This is a genomic window from Azospirillum sp. TSO35-2, assembly GCF_003116095.1.
Classification (GTDB): domain Bacteria; phylum Pseudomonadota; class Alphaproteobacteria; order Azospirillales; family Azospirillaceae; genus Azospirillum.
This window is the reverse complement of the sequence record NZ_LGRA01000021.1, coordinates 297,967-311,854: the sequence shown is the minus strand read 5'-3', so window position 1 is coordinate 311,854 and position 13,888 is coordinate 297,967. Positions and strand designations below refer to the sequence as shown.

Here is a 13,888-nt window from a genome sequence, read left to right as displayed (position 1 = left end):
GCTTGCGCGTCCGACCAGTGCGCAAGGGGCGCCAAGGAAACGGATGGTGCATGTCTTACGTCGTCATGCTGGTGGGGGTCGGGGTCCTGGTGCTGTTGGTGGCGTGGCTGCCGATGGTGCTGAAGGAACTGCCGCTCTCGCTGCCGATCATCTGCGTCGGGCTGGGATACGCGGCCTTCACCTTCTTCCCGCTGGAAAACCCCGAACCGCTGGCCTTCCCCGACGCGACCGAGCGGCTGACCGAACTGATCGTCATCGTCGCGCTGATGGGCGCCGGGTTGAAGCTGGACCGCCGCATCGGCTGGCGGACCTGGATGATAACCTGGCGGCTGCTGGGCATCACCATGCCGCTGTCGATCCTGGCCATCGCGCTGATCGGCTGGCTGTGGCTGGACTTTCCGCCGGCGGCGGCGATCCTGCTGGGTGCGGCGCTGGCCCCGACCGATCCGGTCCTCGCCTCCGACATCCAGGTCGGCCCGCCGCGTTCGGGCGAGGAGGACGAGATCCGCTTCAGCCTGACCTCCGAAGCGGGGCTGAACGACGGGTTGGCCTTTCCCTTCGTGCATCTCGCCATTGCGGTGGCGCTGCTGAACGGCAACCAGCCCTGGGGGGCGCTGCTGCACTGGTTCGGCTTGGACGTGGTGTGGAAGCTGGCGGCCGGGATCGGGATGGGGTGGCTGGTGGGCAAGCTCCTGGCCTTCGTCACCTTCCGCGTTCCGAATCGAGCCAACCTGTCGCGCACCGGCGACGGGTTCGTGTCGCTGGGCATCACGCTGATCGCCTATGGCATCACCGAACTGGTCGGCGGCTATGGCTTCCTGGCGGTGTTCGTGGCGGCGCTGGCCCTGCGCGACGCGGAGCGCAACAGCCACTATCACGAGCGCCTGCACGACTTCATCGAACAGACCGAACGGCTCCTGATGATGCTGATGCTGGTGCTGTTCGGCGGCACGCTGGCCCACGGGTTGATCGACCCGCTGTCCTGGGGCGCGATCGGCGCGGCCGTCGTGATCCTGTTCGTCGTGCGTCCGCTGGCCGGCTTGGCCGGCTTGGCCGGTGTCCGCATGCCGCTGGGGGAGAAGCTCGCGATCGGCTTTTTCGGCATCCGCGGCATCGGCAGCGTCTATTACATCGCCTATGCGCTGAACGCGGCTGAATTCGACGTTCCGAACGCGCTTTGGGCGGTGACGGGGGTGATCGTGCTGCTGTCGATCATCGTCCACGGCACCACCGTGACCCCGGTGATGCGCCGAGTCGACCAGCGCCGTCGCGCCGTCGACGCGCCGCCCGGCCGCGCCATACACCCCCGAATGGAAAAAGCCCGCGTTTCGCCCGACCCTTGATGAAAATTGTTCGTGAAGCTGAAATTCCGCTTCGCTTACAAGGCGCTGCGCCTGCATAGTGAATGGGAAGGGGCGGCGCGGACGCCGCAACGGTTTCCGATGAAACCTTTGCCGTGCGTCGACGCGACCGTCCGGGGATCGCTGTCCGATCACCCGCAACCACGCGCAACGCAACGCTGAGGGGGAGGAAATCACGCATGATCGCACGTCTTCTGACCGGTGCCGCCCTGACCGCTTTGACCATCGGTGCCCTGTCCGTCGGGCCGGCCGCGGCCCAGCAGGGCAAGCTGTCCGGCGACACGGTCAAGATCGGTGTGTTGAACGACCGTTCGGGCCTCTACGCCGACCTTGGCGGTGAGGGATCGGTCGTCGCCTCCCGCATGGCGGCGGAGGAATTCGGCAACAAGATCCTGGGCAAGCCGATCGAGATCATCACCGCCGACCACCAGAACAAGCCGGACATCGGCTCCAACCTCGCCCGGCAGTGGATCGACCAGGATGGGGTCGATGCCATCGTCGACGTGCCGAACTCCGGCGTCGCGCTGGCGGTGCAGGAAGTGACGAAGGCGAAGAAGACGATCTTCCTGATGGAAGGGCCGGCGACCTCGCGCCTGACCGGCGATGCCTGCTCGCCCACCGGTTTCCATTGGGCCTACGACACCCACGCGCTGGCCGTCGGCACGGGTCAGGCCATCGTGAAGGAGGGTGGCGACAGCTGGTTCTTCATCACCGCCGACTACGCCTTCGGCCATCAGCTGGAGGCCGACACATCGGCCGAAGTGAAGAAGGCCGGCGGCAAGGTGGTCGGGTCGGTGAAGGCGCCGCTGAACACCGCCGACTTCTCCTCCTTCCTGCTGCAGGCCCAGTCGTCGGGTGCCAAGATCATCGGGCTGGCCAACGCCGGCGGCGACACCATCACCTCGATCAAGCAGGCGTCGGAATTCGGCCTGACCCAGAGCGGGCAGCAGAAGCTGGCGGGATTGCTGATCTTCCTGTCCGACGTGCACGCGCTTGGGCTGCCGGTGGCGCAGGATCTGGTGCTGACCACCGGCTTCTACTGGGATCGTGACGACGAGACCCGCGCCTGGTCCAAGAAGTTCTTCGACCGCTTCGGCAAGATGCCGACGATGGTGCAGGCCGGCAGCTACTCCGCCGTCCGCCACTACCTGAAGGCGGTCGAGGCGGCTGGAACCGACGATGGCCCCACCGTCGCCGCGAAGATGAAGGAGATGCCGGTCAACGACATGTTCGCCAAGAACGGCACCATCCTGCCGAACGGCCGCATGGTCCACGACGTGTATCTGGCCCGCGTCAAGAAGCCGTCCGAATCGAAGGGGGCGTGGGACTACTACCAGATCCTGCGCACCATTCCCGGCAAGGAGGCCTTCGCGTCCTTGGAGGAAAGCGGCTGCAAGCTGGCCGCCAAGTAAAGCGCGGGCCTGACGGACGTGAGGACACGGCGTCGTCGCCGCTTCCGCGCTGCTGACGCGGGACGGTGGCGATGCCGTTGGGGAGAGCGACGCTCATGATGGCGACGATTTTCGGTATTCCGCCCCAGGCGCTGTTCGGACAGCTGTTGCTGGGGCTGATCAACGGGTCGTTCTACGCGCTGCTCAGCCTTGGGCTGGCGGTGATCTTCGGCATGTTGAACGTCATCAACTTCGCGCACGGTGCGCTGTACATGATGGGCGCCTTCGTGTCCTGGCTGCTGCTGACGCAGTTGGGCATCGGCTATTGGTGGGCGCTGCTGCTGGCGCCGCTGATCGTCGGGCTGTTCGGGGTGATCCTGGAAAAGACCCTGCTGTCGCGGCTCTATCAGCTCGACCATCTCTATGGGCTGCTGCTGACCTTCGGGCTGGCGCTGATCGTGGAGGGGGCGTTCCGTCACCAGTACGGCGTGTCGGGCCAGCCCTACCCGATCCCGGAGATGCTGCGCGGCGGCCAGAATCTGGGCTTCATGTTCCTGCCGAACTACCGCGGCTGGGTCGTGGTCGCCTCTCTGGTTGTCTGCCTCGGCACTTGGCTCGCCATCGAGAAGACCAAGCTCGGCGCGTACCTGCGCGCGGCGACCGAAAATCCGGTTCTGGTCCAGGCGTTCGGCATCAACGTGCCCCGGATGGTGACCCTGACCTACGCCTTCGGCGTCGCCCTGGCCGGGCTGGCCGGCGTGCTGGCGGCCCCCATCTACCAGGTGTCGCCGCTGATGGGCTCCAACCTGATCATCGTCGTCTTCGCGGTGGTGGTGATCGGCGGCATGGGCTCGATCCTGGGGGCAGTGCTGACCGGCTATGGGCTGGGCCTGCTGGAGGGGCTGACCAAGGTGTTCTATCCGGAGGCCTCGAACATCGTGGTCTTCGTCATCATGGCGGTGGTGCTGATGATCAAGCCCGCCGGCCTGTTCGGACGCGAGAGGTGACGTCATGAGCCTTCATTCGCAAAGCGGCGCGCAGCGCGGCACCCGGGGCGCGCCCCCCGCCGCGACCGGTGCCGCGGCCGGCAGGGCGGCTGGCGAGGCGGCCGGACGTGGTGGAGCGACGGTCGGGCGGCTGGCGGCGCTGGTCGCACTGGCGGTCCTGCTGGGCGCACCCTTCCTGCTGTACCCCGTCTTCCTGATGAAGGTGCTGTGTTTCGCCCTGTTCGCCTGCGCCTTCAACCTGCTGATCGGCTTCGGTGGACTGCTCAGTTTCGGCCACGCCGCCTTCTTCGGCTCGGCCGCCTACGTCACCGCCCATGTGGTGAAGGAATGGGGGCTGCCGCCGGAGCTGGGCATCCTGCTCGGCACCGCCGCCGCCGCCGTGCTGGGGCTCGCCTTCGGCGCCATCGCCATCCGCCGGCAGGGGATCTATTTCGCCATGATCACGCTGGCGCTGAGCCAGATGGTGTTCTTCCTGGCGCTGCAACTGCCCTTCACCCACGGCGAGGACGGCATCCAGGCGGTGCCGCGCGGCACGCTGTTCGGCTTGTTCAATCTAAACGACCCGCTGGCGATGTACTACACCGTGCTGGCGGTGTTCCTGATCGGGTTCGCCATCATCTGGCGGACGGTGCATTCGCCGTTCGGGCAGGTGCTGAAGGCGATCCGCGAGAACGAACCGCGCGCCATCTCGCTTGGCTACCGCACCGACCGCTACAAGCTGCTGGCCTTCGTGCTGTCGGCGACGCTGACCGGCCTGGCCGGCGGGACCAAGGCCATCGTCTTCCAGTTGGCGACGTTGACCGACGTGACGTGGCAGATGTCGGGCGAGGTGGTGCTGATGACGCTGCTGGGCGGCATGGGCACGTTGTTCGGCCCGGTGGTCGGTGCCGGGCTGGTGGTGGCGCTGGAGAACTATCTGGCGGCGACCAGCCTGCCGGTGCCGGTGGTCATCGGCGTCATCTTCGTCGTCTGCGTCCTGCTGTTCCGCCGCGGCATCGCGGGCGAGGTTCTGGCGCGGATGGGGCAGCAAAAGGCGAAGTAATTAAGAGTCTTAATAGCCTTCGGCAGATGTCGCGAAACTCATTGCAGATCGACGACACAATGGTTGCAAGTCGTCATGTACCTCGCAAGAAAGTATGCAACCTATTATTTTGCGTTCTGGAACGTTCTGCTTATGCGGTGTTATAGGATGCATCTCGTGTGGCGGTGCAGCAAAATGACCGGCGCGAGCGTTGGAAAGAAGCGTCCAACTGGACGAAGCAATTCAAGGAGCATCCCGCATGGCTACCGACAAAGACATGCCTTCCATCGTCCGTGAGGGCGTTGCCCGCACCCAGGGGGCGGTCGACCAGATGGCCCGGGACGGCGAGGCCACGACCTACCGGGCCGCCGACGCGGCGCGCTCCATCGGCAACGAGGCGGCCGACGCCGGGCGCCGCGCCGCCGATCAGGGAGCCGACACCGCGCGATCGGTTGCGGACACCATGACCGAGGCGGCCGGCCGCCAGTCCGGGCAGCTTCAGCGCGCGCTGGGTCTGTCCCGTGACGCCCAGGGGGAGGTCGCCAGCAAGGCGCGCGAAACCATGGACGTGATGGTCCAGTGCGGCAGCGTGCTGGCCGGTGGCTGGCAGAGCGCCGTGCGCGAATGGTTGGGGCTGGCGCAGGACGTCGCCACCCGCAACGCCGAGGGGGTCGGCGCGCTGATGCGCAGCCGTACCGTCCCCGATTTTTACGCCGCGCAGAGCAGCATGCTGAAGGACAGCGTCCAGATGGTGCTGAACCGCAGCGTGAAGATTTCCGAGATGTCGGCCCGCACCGCCAGCGATGCCGTCAGCAAGCTGAACGCCGGCGTTGACGCGGCCGCACAGCAGGCCGACCGCCCCGTTTGATCGCTTGGCCGCCCGGCAGCGGGCCGGGCGGCAACGACTTCCATCCTGACCTGGACCCCGGCCGGCAACGGCCGGGGTTTTTCTGTCGCCGGTTTTTCTGTGGCCGGGCGGCCGCCCTCTACGGCGCCTCCGGCGTCAGCCAACTCACCGCGCTGCCGCCGCCGGTCGACGGCAGGGCATCGTGCAGGGCCGGCAGCATCGCGCGCAGCGTCTCGTCCAGCCGCCAGGGCGGGTTGACGATCAGCAGGCCGGAGCCGTTCAGGCGCAGATGGGTGTCTTCGGGGTGCCAGGTCAGTTCGGCGATCAGGATCTTGGGAATGCCGGTCTTCTCGACCGCGTCCTGGAAACGCCAGACGGCCGCCCGCTCCTTGATCGGGTACCACAGGGCGAAGATGCCGTTGGACCAGCGCCGGTGGGCCAGGGCCAGCCCCTCGGCCATGCGCGTGAACTCATCCGGTTGCTCGAACGGCGGGTCGATCAGCACCAGCCCGCGCTTCTCCTTGGGCGGCAGATGCGCCTTCAGCGCGGTGTAGGCGTCGCCCTGGTGCACGGCGACCGCCCGGTCGTCGGCGAACTCCGCCTTCAGGCTGCGGGCGTCTTCCGGGTGCAGTTCGACCAGCACCAGACGGTCCTGCGGGCGCAAGGCGGCGCGGGCGATGCGGGGGGAGCCGGGATACCAGCGCAGTGAGCCATCGGGATTGAGGGCGCCGACGGCGTCCAGATAGGGCGTCAGCGCCGCGTGCGGCGGCGTCCTGCCGAACAGCCGGCCGATGCCGTCCTCATGCTCCCCGGTCTTGCGGGCCGCGTCGGAGGTCAGGTCGTAGCGGCCGATCCCGGCATGGGTGTCGATCACGCAGAAGGGCGCCGGCTTGGCGCGCAGGTGATCGAGGATCAGCGCCAGGACGGCGTGCTTCATCACGTCGGCCGGGTTGCCGGCGTGGAAGATGTGGCGGTAGTTCATACGCCGGGATCTACCCGATCAAGCCCCACGGCGCCAGCCCCACGGTGCGGGCGATGACTGCCGGATGAACCGGCAGCGGCGGGACGGGGCTCTTGGGGAGTGCTCGGACGGTGTGCTCAGTTGATCGCGGCGACCTGCTGCGCGTTGCGGAAGCTGCGGCGGGTGCGCGGGGCGACGCTGACGGGATCGGTGTCCTCGCAACGGGACGAGGCGAGCAGCTTGGCGCTCTGCGGGTCGAGCTCGGACAGGCTCTGCCAGATCTTGCAAACATAGGCCTGGGCACGACGGCCGGAACCGCCGTTGTAGCGCGCCAGCGCGGTCTTCCAGTTGCCTTCCTCGCCATGGAAGCGGACCAGCATCTGGCCGGCGTAGAAGACGTTGTCGCGCGGCTCCACGATGCGTTCCACCGGCTGGAACTCGCCGCGGTGGCTGGCCACCGACAGCTGCATGCAGCCGACGAAGGTGTTGGAGCGGATCTGGCCGCGCTGGTCGCGCAGATGGCGTGCGGCGTCGCTGACGCTGCGGGCGTAATAGGCGCGGCCCTGAAGGCTCATGGCGAAGGGATGGGGGGCACCGTCCTGACCGCTTTCGACCAGCGCGATCGCCACCAGCATGCCGGAGGGAATGCCGAGTTGCTGTTCGGCCTCGACGGCGTGGGTGACGCAGCTTTCCTTCGACTGGGCCATCGCGGGCGTCGCGACCGCCAGGGTCACCAGCGGAGCCGTCAGCAGTCCGGCAGCCAGTGCGAAGCGTCCACCCCTTGTGGTGCTCACGCGCTGTTTTCGTCCCTGCATCCCTGATCTCCTTCTGTGTGTCGCCCCGTTGCCCAATCGGCTGTCACGGCAGCTGTTTGACCCCCTGCGCGGGGCCGTTGTTCCGGTCACCGAGTCGCTTACGGTGACCGCCTCCTACCCAAGTGTTCAGCGCCTCCCAATCGGGCGCCGGGGCCACACTTCCAAAAATTTGATCCATCGTCAACACGATTGCACCCTGGTAATACCACAGCTTTCGTCCGACCGATGTCACCCGGGGGTGCAGGACGGACGGTCTAGGCCCATGGGACCGGCTGGTAAGCCTTTGAATCCCCTCGGTCGCCGACACATTCGAAAGGGGTGGCTCGATCGGCCATGGACGTCGGCCGGAGACCCTATGAAAAAGGGGCTACTGCGACCGCGTGTCGCCGGAATCACACGTTCGGACGATTTTCACCACCCCCTTGCGCAGCGCAGCATGTTGGGGCAGTAAGATTTGCCGCCCCATTGCCCCGGACTCGATGCCGGCGGCGTGGGTGGTGCCGCAGGGACGGCCGGGATGGCCCCGGCGACGGGCGGATGCGGGATCTCCGGGCCGACGGCTTTCCTCCGGCCGAAGCCCGATCTTTGAGGGATCACATCCGTGTCCGCGGAGCCGTCCATTGCGGGAGTGCCGTCCGCCCCCGATCTCGATCAACTGTTCCGGTTGGGTTACGACCGGCTCTATGCCGGGGATTTCACCGCAGCCGCTCGTGGATTCCAGGCGGTCGTCGCCGCCGATCCGACGAACGGCGAGGCCTGGGCCGCGCTGGCCGACGCTTTCGGCGGGATTGCCGACGGCACCGCCGCAGCGGCTTCGGCGTTGGCTTTCGGACGCGCCGTCGCCCTGGATCCCACCGGCTGGTCGTGGCGGCTCAGCCATGCCGAAGCGCTGCTGCGTTGCGGAAATTTTGATGCTGCGCACGCGATCTACGCGGCGCTGACGGCCGAGCGGAGCGATTCGGCCCCGGCCCGACTCGGGCTGGCGCGCTGCCTGTCCGCCACCGGCCATAAAGAAGAGGCGCTGGATGAGTTCCGGGAGGCGGTGGCCCTGCGTCCCGACGACCGCGACGCCGCCCTGGCTCTGGCCGAGGCGCTGACCGAGGCCGGCGACGCGCTGGCGGCGGTTGAACTGCTGCAACCGCTGGCGCACCGGTTCGATGACGACGCGGCGGTCCATCAGGCGCTGGGCCGCGGCTGGCTGGCGCTGCAGGAGCCGGTGAAGGCGCTGGCGGCGTTGCGGCACGCCCGCGCGCTGGCCGACGGAGATGACGCCTTCGCCATTGAACGGCTGATCACGGCGCTGGAAGCCGGGGAGGGTGCCGACCTGTCCGCCGCCTATGTCCGTGCCCTGTTCGACCGCTACGCCGACCGCTTCGACCAGGATCTGGTCGGCAAGCTGGGATACGCCGCGCCGGAGTTGCTGCGGGCGGCGGTGGACCGGCTCGGCGGTCCTGCGCCAGCGGCGGGCTCGCGGGTGCTCGACCTCGGCTGCGGCACCGGGCTGGCCGGTGTCGTGTTCCGGTCGCTGGCCGGGCATCTGGCCGGTGTCGACCTGTCGCCACGCATGGTGGAGAAGGCCCGGCAACGTGGCCTCTACGACGCGCTGGGCGTCGGCGACGTGGTGGACGCGATGGCCCCTGGGTCCGGCGATGCGCTGGGCGCCTGGGACCTGCTGGTGGCGGCCGACGTGCTGGTCTACATCGGCGACCTTGCGCCGGTCTTCGCGGCGGCGGCGCGGGCGCTGGTGCCGGGTGGCCGCTTCGCCGCCACGGTGGAGCGTCTGCCCGACGAGTCGCCGGACCCCATCATCCTGGGGGCGACCCGCCGCTACGCCCACACCCAGGCTTATGTGCGCGACACCGCCGCGGCGGCCGGATTCACCATCCGGCTGATCGAGCCTTGCGCGCCGCGCCGGGAAAAGGGCGTGCCGGTCGCCGGCCTGCTGTTCGTGGTGGAGCGGCCGGCAACGTAGTCTCCCGCCGACTGGCCGGCTGTGGCCGGGTCAGACGCTGCACGCCTCGATGAAGGTTTCTGCGAACCGGCTCCAGGTGCGCTGGCCGTGGATGAAGGCCAGCGCGCGCTGGGCGCGGCGCTTCGCCTCCTCGCGGTCGGCGTGGATGGTCTCCAGATGGGCCACCGTCTCGTTGACCGAGGACTCCTTCCAGCCCTTGCGCCGCCCCTGCGGGCTGAACAGCTGGGTCTGCCGGGTCAGCGGCCAGCAATGTGGGGCGTCGGCCGGGCCGATCAGGTCGAGATGGCCGGTGTTGGCCGACAGCACGACCGGCACGCCGCAGCCCATCGCCTCCATCGCGACGAGGTTGGTCGCCCCCTCGCACCGGTTGGGGAACACCGCCGCGTTGCAGTCGGCCAGCACCGACGCGATGTCGCCACGGCCGAGCATGCCCAGGTCGACCACGGCGTCGGGCGGGATGCCGTAGCGGGTCGCCCAGCCGACGACGTCCAGGCGCCCGTCGGGCCCGATGTCCGGCGGGACGCGGGTCAACGGCGATTCCGCGATGCTCTCGGCCAGGCCGGGCCACGGGCTTTGCCACGCGGTGACCAGCAGCGCCTCCGGATGGCGTTGCTGGAACGCGCGGAAGGCGGACAGGACGATGTCCTGCCCCTTGCGGAACTCCAGCTTGCCACCGGAGAACACGACGAAACGGTCGCCGAAACGCCCGGTCGGCGGCAGCGGCCGGATCTCGGTCGGGTCGATGCCCTGGAACGCCAGACCGACGTCGGTGAAACCCTGTTCGACCAGCAGGTCGCGGTTGTAGGTGGAATGAACCACCAGACGGTCGAAGGAGCGTGCCCGCTCCAGAACCGCCGCGTCGAACCGCGTGTCTTCGAAGGCGATGACGCCGATGTTGTTTCGCCCCCGGAACGACTGCCTCATCGGAGCGCCGTCAAAGCCGTTCCCCAGCGCGTGCAGCATGTCGACGTCCGGGACCACGATGGTCGTTCCGGCGTACGCCGCCGCCTGCGCCATGAAGCGCCGGTGAGGCTCAAGCAGCCCTTCCAGCTTGGCCCGGTTCTCCGGCCGCAGGGTCTCCAACGCCGGGGTGTCCAGCAGAAGCGGGGGAGCGCCGCGCTCCATCAGGTGCAGGGCGGTGTGGACCCCGACCATCCCCCAGCCGTGAATCTCCGTGAGTTGCCACGTGATGGCGAAGTTGCGCGTCATGACGACCTTGGGCGATGGCAAAAACGCCATGAGCCTAGCCGGGTGTGCAGCCGGGGTTCAACCATCTTGCACGCAAGGCGCGGGTGTCTTTGCCGCGACACCGCCGGATGGTTGCGGCGTAAGACCCGGTCAAATCGCCTGGACGTGGCGGCCGGGCGAGCCGGGAAGGCACCAGCGGGCGTGCAACTGGCCCTTGCCGTCGAAGGTGCAGGCGAGCCAGCCGCGTCCCTCCAGCGTGCGCCGTCCGCCATCGGCAAAGGCCGGCAGTTCGAACCGGTGGCCCGGCAGGGTGTGGTCGTGCCGGGCGCCCAGCAGGTGCCCGCCCAGCAGACGCGACCGCCAGCCCGATGCAGGGGCGACGGCAAAGCCGGGGCCATAAAGCTGCCACATCTCCAACCCGCCACCGCGCAGCACACCGCGGCCGGCCACCCCGGCGAGCCCGCCCGACGCGACGGTGACCCGGCAGCCGCTCCGCCGCGAGAAATCGGCCAGGACGCCGACCATCCGTTCCCAGTCGGCGCGGCGTCGGTGCGCCGGCCACATCCCACCCAGCCGCCGGCGCACCGCGTCCGGCACCAGCGCGCCCGGCAGCGCGCCGGGCAGGGCGCCGAGGCGGTCGAGCAGGCCGATGCCCGGGGCCAGCAGCGGCGTGCCGCTGAGCAGGATCAGGTGGCGGCATTGGGCGAAGCGGTTCAGCCAGTCCGGCAGCAGGACCCAACTGCGCTCCGACAGCATCCGTCCGCGGCTGCGGTCGCTCCACAGGTCGAGCGCGAGCAGCCCGGCCTCGCCCACGGTGAAGCCTTGCGCCAGCGTGCCGCAGGCGGAGCCCCACAGGCTGTCCGGCGGCGCGTCGGGGACCGAGCCGGTCTGGAACAGTTGGACATGCCGGCGCGCGGCCATCACCAGCGGACGCAACGTCCGGGTGGCGTCGTCGGCCTCACCGTGCCCTTCCCAGGCAGCGGCCAGCGCATCGCCGAGGTCGTGGCCGTCCCACATCATCACCGATGGGATCGAGGCCAGCGCCTGCGCCGCCGCCGCGCCGCTCCAGGTCCGGAGGTAACGTTCGAACCCGGCGTTCATCATCTCTTCGGCCAGACCGGCCAGAGCCGGGCGGCCCGCCCGCGCGCCGGCCCAGGCGGCAAGCTGCGGGGAAGCCTCCAGCACGGCGTTGCCGTCGACCTGCCCGCCGGTGTGCAGCATCAGATGGTAGCGGTCGCTGCGGTGCTGCTCGGTCAATTCGGGCCACAGCGCCGGCTCATCGCGTTCCGCCGAGGCCCCGCCATTCATTCCGCTTCCGGAAAGAACCGCTATCCGTGGATAGGATGACCGACCCGGAATGACCACGCTCCAGGATGGCCCGTCGGGAAAGCCATAGGCGACGTCGGTGTCCCGCATGCCGCGCGGCACCGCAAAGTCGAAACGCCAGACATGGCGGCGACGCCAGGCGGCCAGATGGCGGGGCGGCACGGGCAGCGTGACGCCGTCCACCCGCAAGTCGTCAGGTTCGACCTCGCCGTCCAGCACGAACAGCGCCGACAGCCACCAGCGGTCACGCTGCTCACCACGGAAATACAGGATGGGACCGAGCAGGATGCTCGGTTCCGCTCGTCTGCGCGCCATGCTTCATCCGTCCGATCCGGTCGTGCCCGCCTGGGACGGGTCGCCCGGGAAAGGGCCGGGGGAGGGGCGTCCGGCCACCGCGTCTCCCATAGCGCATGGCGAGGCGTGAGGGATGAAAAAAATGCGGCCACCGCCGCGACCACGCCCGTGCCGGACGCGGGCCCGCGGCGGAGCAGCGGCGGCGTCAACCGTTCCGCTTGCGCAACAGGTCAAGCATGCGTGGGGGAACCTCCTCGTTCAGGACCGGGTCGTACAGGCGATGAAGCTCCTCCACATGTTGGCGGTGGAGGGCGAGCAGCGCCTTGGCGTCGGGATCACCCTCCACCGCGTTTTCGAACTCCGTACGCTCCTGGTCATCCAGGGCGCCATCCAGATAGGCGTTGATATCGGTCATCGTCACACGCTTCATCTTCTGTCGTTCCCGGATGGGTCGCCGGGGATTACCCCTGGGACACGATCAACCGTGATACGTCCGGTGGCTCCGCCGTTGCCGGGAAGTCCGCCGAAAGGGCATTCCCGACCATCTTACGGGCATGATCCTCGGTCGTACCAGTCCGACAAACGGCGCGATCTCCGCCCCCTTTCGAGGCGAGCAATCCGGCATCGACATCCTCTTTCGCGTCATCCGGCCAAGTAACAGGCCGATGTGACCGATTGTTCCTGCCCGCCGTCAGCCGGAACGCGGCGCATTGGAGGCTGTTGTCATTGTGCAACGCATCCCATCCGAGTCTCCGATGAGGACTGGCCAGCAAGGAGAATGCCAATGGCTCAGCAAGAGAGCCGACAGCCGCCCCAACACCAGAACACCCAACCGGGCCATCAGGCTCCGATGACACCTCAACCGTCGGAAACCAGACCCGGCTACCGCGGCAGTGGCAAGCTGCGCGACAAGGTGGCGCTGATCACCGGCGGCGACAGCGGCATCGGCCGGGCGATCGCCGTTCTGTACGCGCGCGAAGGGGCGAAGGTTGGCATCCTGTACCTCAACGAGGACGAGGACGCCCGCGAAACCCGCCGTCTGGTGGAGGCGGAGGGGCAGCCCTGCACCATCCTCAGCGGCGACGCCGGCCAGGAGGACACCTGCCGCAAGGCGGTCGAGCGGATGATCGGCGAGCACGGCCGGATCGACATCCTGATCAACAACGCTGCCGAGCAGCACCCGCAGAAGTCGATCGAGGACATCACCGCGGAGCAGTTGGAGCGGACCTTCCGCACCAACATCTTCGCTCAGTTCTTCATGGTAAAGGCCGCCCTGCCGCACATGCACGAGGGGGCCTGCATCATCAACACCACCTCGGTCACCGCCTACAAGGGCAGCCCGGAACTGCTCGACTATTCGGCGACCAAGGGCGCCATCGTCGCCTTCACCCGGTCGCTGTCGATGGCGTTGGCCGAGCGCGGCATCCGCGTCAACGCCGTTGCGCCGGGGCCGATCTGGACTCCGCTGATCCCCTCCACCTTCGACGAGGAGAAGGTCGCGAGCTTCGGCGGCAACGTGCCGATGAAGCGCGCCGGCCAGCCTGACGAGGTTGCCCCATCCTACGTGTTCCTGGCCTCCGACGACTCGTCCTACATGTCGGGGCAGGTGTTGCACCCGAACGGCGGCACGGTGGTGAACGGCTGAGGCCGCAACCCTGGCGGAATCGGAAAGGCCCCCCGCACCATGGGTGCAGGGGGCCTTTTC

General features: G+C 68.3%; 13 protein-coding genes. 8 read left to right on the top strand and 5 right to left on the bottom strand.

Translation table 11 applies throughout. The features are described from left to right. The first annotated feature begins 50 nt into the window (after nucleotides 1-50). The 6 genes from TSO352_RS17600 to TSO352_RS17580 all read left to right on the top strand — a co-directional run bounded on the left by TSO352_RS17600 (nucleotide 51) and on the right by TSO352_RS17580 (nucleotide 5,648). Nucleotides 51-1,343 (top strand): cation:proton antiporter, encoded by a 1,293-nt coding sequence (locus tag TSO352_RS17600; RefSeq protein ID WP_109108613.1) that lies wholly within the window; start codon nucleotides 51-53, stop codon nucleotides 1,341-1,343. 12 nt (nucleotides 1,344-1,355) lie between these two features. Then, nucleotides 1,356-1,523, top strand: a complete 168-nt coding sequence (locus tag TSO352_RS33265; RefSeq protein ID WP_158284603.1) for a hypothetical protein — start codon at nucleotides 1,356-1,358, stop codon at nucleotides 1,521-1,523. A 17-nt stretch (nucleotides 1,524-1,540) separates the two neighbouring features. Beyond that, nucleotides 1,541-2,773 (top strand): ABC transporter substrate-binding protein, encoded by a 1,233-nt coding sequence (locus TSO352_RS17595; RefSeq protein ID WP_109108612.1) that lies wholly within the window; start codon nucleotides 1,541-1,543, stop codon nucleotides 2,771-2,773. A gap of 98 nt (nucleotides 2,774-2,871) precedes the next feature. Continuing rightward, complete coding sequence (locus TSO352_RS17590; RefSeq protein ID WP_109110707.1) at nucleotides 2,872-3,759, top strand: branched-chain amino acid ABC transporter permease; 888 nt, start codon at nucleotides 2,872-2,874, stop codon at nucleotides 3,757-3,759. 4 nt (nucleotides 3,760-3,763) lie between these two features. Next, a complete protein-coding gene (locus TSO352_RS17585; protein WP_109108611.1) occupies nucleotides 3,764-4,801 on the top strand; it encodes a branched-chain amino acid ABC transporter permease in 1,038 nt (345 codons plus the stop codon). A 238-nt stretch (nucleotides 4,802-5,039) separates the two neighbouring features. Beyond that, nucleotides 5,040-5,648: a phasin family protein gene (locus TSO352_RS17580; protein WP_109108610.1), complete on the top strand. Its 609-nt coding sequence runs from the start codon at nucleotides 5,040-5,042 to the stop codon at nucleotides 5,646-5,648. A 118-nt stretch (nucleotides 5,649-5,766) separates the two neighbouring features. Here the strand turns inward: TSO352_RS17580 and rlmJ are convergent, their stop codons facing one another. Next, nucleotides 5,767-6,609 carry a 23S rRNA (adenine(2030)-N(6))-methyltransferase RlmJ gene (rlmJ, locus tag TSO352_RS17575; protein WP_109108609.1) on the bottom strand — a complete coding sequence of 281 codons (843 nt, stop codon included), beginning with the start codon at nucleotides 6,607-6,609 and terminating at the stop codon, nucleotides 5,767-5,769. A 116-nt stretch (nucleotides 6,610-6,725) separates the two neighbouring features. Then, nucleotides 6,726-7,382: a transglycosylase SLT domain-containing protein gene (locus tag TSO352_RS17570; RefSeq protein WP_247872226.1), complete on the bottom strand. Its 657-nt coding sequence runs from the start codon at nucleotides 7,380-7,382 to the stop codon at nucleotides 6,726-6,728. A gap of 649 nt (nucleotides 7,383-8,031) precedes the next feature. On the opposite strand from TSO352_RS17570, the gene TSO352_RS17565 reads away from it, so the two are divergent. Next, a complete protein-coding gene (locus TSO352_RS17565; protein ID WP_247872225.1) occupies nucleotides 8,032-9,375 on the top strand; it encodes a tetratricopeptide repeat protein in 1,344 nt (447 codons plus the stop codon). Nucleotides 9,376-9,405: 30 nt separating this feature from the next. Here the strand turns inward: TSO352_RS17565 and TSO352_RS17560 are convergent, their stop codons facing one another. The 3 genes from TSO352_RS17560 to TSO352_RS17550 all read right to left on the bottom strand — a co-directional run bounded on the left by TSO352_RS17560 (nucleotide 9,406) and on the right by TSO352_RS17550 (nucleotide 12,613). Further along, nucleotides 9,406-10,614 (bottom strand): glycosyltransferase family 4 protein, encoded by a 1,209-nt coding sequence (locus tag TSO352_RS17560; RefSeq protein ID WP_247872224.1) that lies wholly within the window; start codon nucleotides 10,612-10,614, stop codon nucleotides 9,406-9,408. A gap of 99 nt (nucleotides 10,615-10,713) precedes the next feature. Then, nucleotides 10,714-12,204, bottom strand: coding sequence for a hypothetical protein (locus TSO352_RS17555; RefSeq protein WP_109108606.1), 1,491 nt, complete (start codon nucleotides 12,202-12,204; stop codon nucleotides 10,714-10,716). A gap of 184 nt (nucleotides 12,205-12,388) precedes the next feature. After that, nucleotides 12,389-12,613 carry a hypothetical protein gene (locus TSO352_RS17550; RefSeq protein ID WP_109108605.1) on the bottom strand — a complete coding sequence of 75 codons (225 nt, stop codon included), beginning with the start codon at nucleotides 12,611-12,613 and terminating at the stop codon, nucleotides 12,389-12,391. A gap of 354 nt (nucleotides 12,614-12,967) precedes the next feature. Between TSO352_RS17550 and TSO352_RS17545 the strand changes: the two genes are divergently transcribed. Further along, nucleotides 12,968-13,828 carry an SDR family oxidoreductase gene (locus TSO352_RS17545; RefSeq protein ID WP_109108604.1) on the top strand — a complete coding sequence of 287 codons (861 nt, stop codon included), beginning with the start codon at nucleotides 12,968-12,970 and terminating at the stop codon, nucleotides 13,826-13,828. Nucleotides 13,829-13,888: the final 60 nt, after the last annotated feature.

What these genes read in the sequence shown, in the direction of transcription:
- TSO352_RS17555 (WP_109108606.1), bottom strand. Translation starts at nt 12,204, where the DNA reads ATGGCGCGCAGACGAGCGGAACCGAGCATCCTGCTCGGTCCCATCCTG.
- TSO352_RS17560 (WP_247872224.1), bottom strand. Translation starts at nt 10,614, where the DNA reads ATGGCGTTTTTGCCATCGCCCAAGGTCGTCATGACGCGCAACTTCGCC.
- TSO352_RS17545 (WP_109108604.1), top strand. Translation starts at nt 12,968, where the DNA reads ATGGCTCAGCAAGAGAGCCGACAGCCGCCCCAACACCAGAACACCCAA.
- rlmJ (WP_109108609.1), bottom strand. Translation starts at nt 6,609, where the DNA reads ATGAACTACCGCCACATCTTCCACGCCGGCAACCCGGCCGACGTGATG.
- TSO352_RS17595 (WP_109108612.1), top strand. Translation starts at nt 1,541, where the DNA reads ATGATCGCACGTCTTCTGACCGGTGCCGCCCTGACCGCTTTGACCATC.
- TSO352_RS17585 (WP_109108611.1), top strand. Translation starts at nt 3,764, where the DNA reads ATGAGCCTTCATTCGCAAAGCGGCGCGCAGCGCGGCACCCGGGGCGCG.
- TSO352_RS17600 (WP_109108613.1), top strand. Translation starts at nt 51, where the DNA reads ATGTCTTACGTCGTCATGCTGGTGGGGGTCGGGGTCCTGGTGCTGTTG.
- TSO352_RS17590 (WP_109110707.1), top strand. Translation starts at nt 2,872, where the DNA reads ATGGCGACGATTTTCGGTATTCCGCCCCAGGCGCTGTTCGGACAGCTG.
- TSO352_RS17580 (WP_109108610.1), top strand. Translation starts at nt 5,040, where the DNA reads ATGGCTACCGACAAAGACATGCCTTCCATCGTCCGTGAGGGCGTTGCC.
- TSO352_RS17550 (WP_109108605.1), bottom strand. Translation starts at nt 12,613, where the DNA reads ATGAAGCGTGTGACGATGACCGATATCAACGCCTATCTGGATGGCGCC.